At 66.4% G+C, this 7,070-nt stretch carries 6 protein-coding genes and 1 pseudogene; all 7 read left to right on the top strand.

The genetic code is table 11. The features are described from left to right. The coding region (locus C5O18_RS04915; RefSeq protein ID WP_206389730.1) for a translocation/assembly module TamB domain-containing protein at positions 1 to 638 on the top strand (638 nt) is incomplete at its 5' end. A 64-nt stretch (positions 639 to 702) separates the two neighbouring features. Further along, positions 703 to 2,640, top strand: a complete 1,938-nt coding sequence (gene thrS, locus C5O18_RS04910) for a threonine--tRNA ligase (protein WP_105191973.1) — start codon at positions 703 to 705, stop codon at positions 2,638 to 2,640. Between the two features lie 5 nt (positions 2,641 to 2,645). Next, the gene (infC, locus tag C5O18_RS04905; RefSeq protein WP_277422146.1) at positions 2,646 to 3,188 is read left to right on the top strand and encodes a translation initiation factor IF-3; all 543 of its coding nucleotides are present in this window, start codon (positions 2,646 to 2,648) and stop codon (positions 3,186 to 3,188) included. 102 nt (positions 3,189 to 3,290) lie between these two features. Beyond that, a complete protein-coding gene (gene rpmI, locus C5O18_RS04900; RefSeq protein WP_105191969.1) occupies positions 3,291 to 3,488 on the top strand; it encodes a 50S ribosomal protein L35 in 198 nt (65 codons plus the stop codon). 19 nt (positions 3,489 to 3,507) lie between these two features. After that, a complete protein-coding gene (gene rplT / locus C5O18_RS04895; RefSeq protein WP_105191967.1) occupies positions 3,508 to 3,867 on the top strand; it encodes a 50S ribosomal protein L20 in 360 nt (119 codons plus the stop codon). A gap of 180 nt (positions 3,868 to 4,047) precedes the next feature. After that, positions 4,048 to 4,982 (top strand): annotated as a pseudogene (pheS, locus tag C5O18_RS04890) (phenylalanine--tRNA ligase subunit alpha). Positions 4,983 to 5,088: 106 nt separating this feature from the next. After that, positions 5,089 to 7,070 (top strand): phenylalanine--tRNA ligase subunit beta (gene pheT / locus C5O18_RS04885; protein WP_105191965.1); only part of this gene is annotated, 1,982 nt, incomplete at its 3' end.

Below are 7,070 nucleotides of genomic sequence, written 5' to 3'. Positions count from 1 at the left end.
TGCTCGGGCATCTGCAGCTGCTGCAGCGCCCGGGCGAGGTGCTGAGCGCGCACGGCGAGCTGCGCCTGGGCGAGGATGCGGTCTACGAGGCCTACGGCCAGCGCCTGGAGATCACCACCGGGCGCGTGCTGTTCGCCGGCCCGCTGGCGCGCCCGGACATCCGCCTCGAGGCCGAGCGCACGGTCGACGGCGTCACCGTCGGCGTGCGCGTGTCCGGCCGCGCCTCGGCGCCGCAGGTCGAGCTCTACGCCGACGAGCCCATGGCACAGGAGGAGATCCTGTCGCTGCTGGTGCTCGGGCGCTCGCTGCGCAACAGCGCCGAGCCCACGGCGGCCGAACGCCAGGCCCTGGCGCTGGGCGCCGCGCTCAAGCTCGGCGGCAGCACCGGCGTGCTGGAGCGCTTCGGCAGCCGTCTCGGCATCAAGGACTTCGCGCTCGGCACCGACGGTGACAGCGACCAGACCCAGGTCGCGCTGTCCGGCTACGTGCGTCCGGACCTCTACCTGAGCTTCGGCATGGGCGTGTTCGAGCCCACGCAGTCGATCAAGCTGCGCTACCAGTTCAGCAAGAAGCTGTCGCTGGAGGCGGTGACCTCGCTGGAGTCGGCCATCACGCTGTTCTACAGCTGGCGTTTTTGACCTAAACTTCCGCCCTTGCATTTTCGGGCCGTCTGTCGGCCACCCCATACATTCAGGAGTTCCCATGCCGGTCATCACCTTGCCCGACGGCTCGCAGCGCAGTTTCGATCACCCGGTTTCGGTGATGGATGTCGCCACCAGCATCGGCCCGGGCCTGGCGAAAGTGACCCTGGCCGGCAGGGTGACCCCGAGCGCCGGCGGCGAAGCGCGCCTGATCGACGCCTGCGACCTCATCGGCGAGGATGCGCAGCTACAGATCATCACGCCCAAGGACGAGGACGGCCTGGAGATCATCCGCCACTCCTGCGCCCACCTGGTCGGCCACGCCGTCAAGCAGCTGTTCCCGACCGCGAAGATGGTCATCGGCCCGGTGATCGCCGAAGGCTTCTATTACGACATCGCCTACGAGCGTCCGTTCACGCCCGATGACCTGGCCGCCATCGAGAAGCGCATGGCCGAGCTGATCGCCAGGGACTACGACGTGGTCAAGAAGATGACCCCGCGCGCCGAGGTCATCGAGGTGTTCACGGCCCGTGGCGAGGACTACAAGCTGCGCCTGGTCGAGGACATGCCCGACGAGCAGGCCATGGGCCTGTACTACCACGAGGAATACGTCGACATGTGCCGCGGCCCGCACGTGCCCAACACGCGTTTCCTCAAGGTCTTCAAGCTCACCAAGCTGTCCGGCGCCTACTGGCGCGGCGACTCCAAGAACGAGCAGCTGCAGCGTGTCTACGGCACCGCCTGGGCCGACAAGAAGCAGCTCGCGGCCTACATCCAGCGCATCGAGGAGGCCGAGAAGCGCGACCATCGCCGCATCGGCAAGGCGCTGGACCTGTTCCACCTGCAGGAAGAGGCGCCGGGCATGGTGTTCTGGCACCCCAACGGCTGGACCATCTGGCAGGAGGTCGAGCAGTACATGCGCCGCGTGCAGCGCGAGCACGGCTACCAGGAGGTGCGCACGCCGCAGGTTGTCGACCGCGTGCTGTGGGAGAAGTCCGGGCACTGGGGCAACTACGCCGAGAACATGTTCACCACGGCGTCGGAGAACCGCGACTACGCGGTGAAGCCGATGAACTGCCCGTGCCACGTGCAGGTCTTCAACCAGGGCCTGAAGTCCTACCGCGACCTGCCGCTGCGCCTGGCCGAGTTCGGCGCCTGCCACCGCAACGAGCCTTCGGGCGCGCTGCACGGCATCATGCGCGTGCGCGGCTTCACGCAGGATGACGCGCACATCTTCTGCACCGAGGCGCAGGTGCGCCAGGAGGCCGCCGACTTCATTCGTCTCACGCTCGATGTCTACGCCGACTTCGGCTTCCACGACATCAGCCTGAAGCTGTCCACGCGTCCGGCCAAGCGCATTGGCAGCGAAGAGCAGTGGGACCGCGCCGAGCAGGCGCTGGCGCAGGCGCTGGACGAGTCCGGCCTGCCCTGGCAGTACCAGCCGGGCGAGGGCGCCTTCTACGGCCCCAAGATCGAGTTCACCCTGCACGACTGCCTCGGCCGTGCCTGGCAGTGCGGCACCCTGCAGTACGATCCCAACCTGCCGGAGCGCCTGGACGCCAGCTTCATCGCCGAGGACAACAGCCGCCAGCGCCCGATCATGCTGCACCGCGCCATCCTCGGCTCGTTCGAGCGCTTCATCGGCATGCTGCTGGAAAACTACGCCGGTATCCTGCCGGCCTGGCTGTCGCCGCAGCAGGTCTGCGTCATGAATATCACCGACAAGCAGGCCGATGCCGTGCTTTCCGTCGAAAACGCCTTGAAATCCCAAGGTTTCCGCGCCTTCAGCGACTTGAGAAACGAGAAGGTTGGCTATAAAATCCGCGAGCGCACGCTCCAGCGCATTCCCTATCTGCTGGTGATTGGCGAGCGTGAAGCGGAACAAGGTACCGTGGCCGTGCGCACGCGTGCCGGCGAAGACCTCGGTGTCATGACCGTGGAAGCCTTTGCCGCCGTGCTGGCTGCGGATATTGCCCGGAAGGGCCGAGTTGTGGAGTAAAGAACATTAAGCCGGATAACAAGCAGGGTCGTGACAGCAAGCGCGCGCCCATCAACGGGGACATCAAGCACCGCGAAGTGCGTTTGATCGACCAGAATGGCGAGCAGGTGGGCATTGTGTCCATTCGTGAAGCGCTGGCTGCCGCCGAGGCGGTGGAGCTGGACCTGGTGGAGATCGTTGCTGACGCCGAACCACCGGTCTGCCGCATCATGGACTACGGCAAGTTCGTCTTCGAGAAGAAGCAGCAGGCCAAGGAAGCCAAGAAGAAGCAGCATCAGGTCCAGATCAAGGAGATCAAGCTGCGTCCGGGCACCGAAGAGGCCGACTACCAGGTGAAGCTGCGCAACATCGTGCGCTTCCTGGAAGACGGTGACAAATGCAAGATCACGCTCCGCTTCCGCGGTCGTGAAATGGCGCATCAGGAGCTGGGTCTCAAGCAGCTTCAGAGAATCGAGGCCGATCTGGCCGAGATCGGGGTTGTGGAACAACACCCGAAACTGGAAGGGCGCATGATGGGCATGCTCATCGGCCCCAAGAAAAAGAAGTAAGTCGGCAGGACGCTGATTTGCGGCTTACCCCCAGGTCTCTCCGGGCCGGGTCTGCGGACCTCCCGGGCATGGCCGCAAGGGTCACTAACGAGGTAAGACAACATGTCTGCAAAGATCAAGACCAAGCGCGGCGCCGCAAAGCGCTTCGCGAAGACGGCGAACGGCTTCAAGCGCAAGCAGGCCTTCAAGCGCCACATCCTCACCAAGAAGTCGGCCAAGCGCATTCGTCAGCTGCGTCCGATGTCCATGGTTGCTGCCTGCGACGTCCCGAGCGTCGAGCGCATGCTGCCTAACCTGTGATCGGATGGAGGACTGAAGAATGGCTCGTGTAAAGCGTGGCGTTATCGCCCATCGTCGTCACAAGAAGGTTCTGGATCGCGCCAAGGGCTACTACGGTGCCCGTTCCCGCGTCTATCGCGTGGCATTCCAGGCGGTCATCAAGGCCGGCCAGTATGCCTACCGCGACCGTCGCCAGAAGAAGCGCCAGTTCCGCGCGCTGTGGATCGCCCGTATCAACGCCGCCGCGCGTCTGAACGGTCTGTCCTACAGCCGTCTGATCAACGGCCTGAAGAAGGCGTCGATCGAAATCGACCGTCGTGTGCTGGCAGACATCGCCGTGCATGATGCTGCCGGTTTTACCGCGATTGCTGAAAAGGCAAAGGCCAGCCTCGCTGCCTGATCGTGATGCCGTCTGACGGCAGATCGAACGCGGTCATTTGCCTGCCGGCTCACGCCGGCGGGCAAGCACAAAGGGGAAGGGCTGTCACAGGTTCTTCCCCTTTCTGTTTTCCGGCCCGGTATCCGTGCACGCGCGGGTGCCGGGCCACCCAGAGTCAGCCCCTGTCGGGAACGGGATGTCATGAGTGATTTGCAAACACTGGTAGCGCAGGCACTGGCCGCGCTGGCCGGAGCGGAAGACGGCGCGGCGGTGGAAGCCCTGCGCGTGCAGTATCTGGGCAAGAAGAGCCAGCTCAGCGAGCTGTCGCGGCGCATGGGGCAGCTCTCCGATGAAGAGCGCCGCGCTTTCGGTGCCGAGCTGAACGCCGCCCGCGAGGCCATCACCGGCGCCCTCAACGACCGCAAGCAGGCTCTGGAAGCCGCCGCGCTGGCGCAGCAGCTGCAGGCCGAACGCATCGATGTCTCGCTGCCCGGCCGCGGTCAGGCGCCCGGCGGTCTGCACCCGGTCACGCGCGTGCTGGAGCGAATCGAGGACTTCTTCACCCACGTCGGCTTCACTGTCGCCGACGGTCCCGAAGTGGAAGACGACTTTCACAATTTCGAGGCGCNTCGCCGGTGCAGGTGCGCGTCATGGAAAGCCAGCAGCCGCCGATCCGCATCGTCTGCCCGGGCCGTGTCTACCGCTGCGACTCCGACCTCACGCATTCGCCCATGTTCCATCAGGTCGAGGGCCTGCTGATCGACGAGAACGTCAGCTTCGCCGACCTCAAGGGCGTGATCGAGGACTTCCTGCGCGTGTTCTTCGAGAAGGAACTGGCGGTGCGCTTCCGCCCGTCCTACTTCCCGTTCACCGAGCCCTCGGCGGAAGTCGACATCCAGTGCGTGATGTGCTCGGGCAGCGGCTGCCGTGTCTGCAAGCAGACCGGCTGGCTGGAGGTGCTGGGCTGCGGCATGGTGCATCCGCAGGTGCTGAAGAACTGCGGCATCGACCCGGACAGGTTCCAGGGCTTCGCCTTCGGCATGGGCGTGGAGCGTTTCGCCATGCTGCGCTACGGTGTCAACGACCTGCGCCTGTTCTTCGACAACGATGTGCGCTTCCTGAAGCAGTTTGCCTGATTTCGCCGGCGACCTCGGGAAAACCTTGCAAGCCGCTGTTTCAATTGAATTTGTCCGGCGGAAAAAATTGAAGAGTCAGCCTGAACTCCAGGCAAGCGAGTGAATCATGCAATTCAGCGAACAGCGCCTGCGCCAGCTCGTGAACCCGGCGGTCGACACCGCCGCGCTGGCGCACCAGCTCACCATGGCCGGTCTCGAGGTCGATGCCGTCGTGCCGGTGGCACCGCCGTTCAGCGGCGTGGTGATCGGCGAGGTGCTGACCGTGGTCCAGCACCCGAACGCTGACAAGCTGCGCGTCACCACCGTCAGCGTTGGCGGCGGCGAGCCGCTGCAGATCGTCTGCGGCGCCGCCAATGTGCGCCCCGGACTGCGCGTGCCGGTGGCCGTCGTCGGCGCCGTGCTGCCCGGCGATTTCCGCATCAAGGAAGCGAAACTGCGCGGCACCGAGTCCTTCGGCATGCTCTGCGCCGAACAGGAGCTGGGTCTGGCCGAGGAGTCCGACGGCCTCTGGGAGCTGCCGGCCGATGCCCCGGTGGGTACCGACATCCGCGCCTGGCTGGGCCTGGATGACAACCTGATCGAGCTCGGCCTGACGCCGAACCGTGGCGACTGCCTGGGCATGCGCGGCCTGGCGCGCGAGACCGCCGCCGTGTTCGGCCTCGACTTCGTGCCGGCCGTCGTGCCGGCCGTGAGCGCCGGCCATGGCGACACGCTGCCGGTGGCGCTGAACGCGCCCGAGGCCTGCCCGCGCTACGCCGGCCGCCTGATTCGCGGCATCCGCGCCGGCGCCGCCAGCCCGCTGTGGCTGGTCGAGGCCCTGCGCCGCGCCGGTGTGCGCAGCCTGCACCCGGTGGTGGATGTCACCAACTACCTCATGATCGAACTGGGCCAGCCCATGCATGCCTTCGACGCCGCGCGTGTCAACGGCGGCATCCAGGTGCGCCGCGCCGCTGCCGGCGAGTCGCTGACCCTGCTCGACGGCCAGACCCTGACGCTGCGCGAGCAGACGCTGGTGATCGCCGATGACGCGCAGGCGCTGGCGCTGGCCGGCATCATGGGCGGGCAGGGCAGCGCGGTGTCCGACGAGACCACCGACATCTTCCTCGAAGCGGCGTTCTTCCAGCCGCTGGCGCTGGCCGGCGAGGCCCGCCGCTACGGTCTGCACACCGACTCTTCGCACCGCTTCGAGCGCGGCGTCGACTACGTGCTGCCGGTGACCGCCATCGAGCAGGCCACGGCGCTGATCCTGGACATCGTCGGCGGCAGCGCCGGTCCGGTCACCGAGGTCGTGGCGGCGGAACATCTGCCGCAGCGTCCGGCCATCGCGCTGCGCCGCGAGCGCATCGCCCGCGTGCTCGGCTTCGCCATTGCCGATGCCGATGTCGCTGCCTACCTGGGCCGCCTCGGCATGCAGACAGAGACCGTCGCTGACGGCTGGCAGGTGACGCCGCCCAGTCATCGCTTCGACATCACGCTGGAAGTCGACCTGATCGAGGAGCTGGCACGCCTGTACGGCTACAACCGCCTGCCGGTCACCGCGCCGCTGGCGCCGGTGCGTTTGCTGCCCCAGGCCGAGGCCCGGCAGCCGCTGCGCCGCCTCAAGCGCACCCTGGTCGATCTCGGCTACCAGGAGGCCATCACCTTCAGCTTCGTCGAGCCCGGTCTGCTGCGCGAATTCGATCCCGAAACGCAGCCGCTGGCGCTGGCCAACCCGATCTCCAGTGACCTTTCCGTCATGCGCACCAGCCTGTGGCCGGGTCTGGCGCTGGCCGCCCGCCACAACCAGAGCCGCCAGCAGGCGCGCGTGCGCCTGTTCGAGTCCGGCCTGCGCTTCGTGCCGGCGGCGGACGGCCTGAGGCAGGAGCCGGTGCTCGCCGGCATCGTCACCGGCAGCGCCTTGCCGGAGTCGTGGAACAACGCGAAGAATTCGCTTGATTTCTTTGATGTGAAAGGAAATATTGAAGGGGTTCTCCAGGTTGCAGGGGTGGCTGGCCGTGTCAGCTTCACGGCCGGCGAGCATGTCGCGCTGCATCCGGGCCAGACTGCCGCCATCCTGCTGGATGGCCGCCGGATCGGCTGGCTGGGTGC

The organism is Amnimonas aquatica (genome assembly GCF_002943415.1).
In the GTDB taxonomy this organism is placed as follows: domain Bacteria; phylum Pseudomonadota; class Gammaproteobacteria; order Pseudomonadales; family Moraxellaceae; genus Perlucidibaca; species Perlucidibaca aquatica_A.
This window is presented reverse-complemented; position numbering and strand designations above follow the sequence as displayed.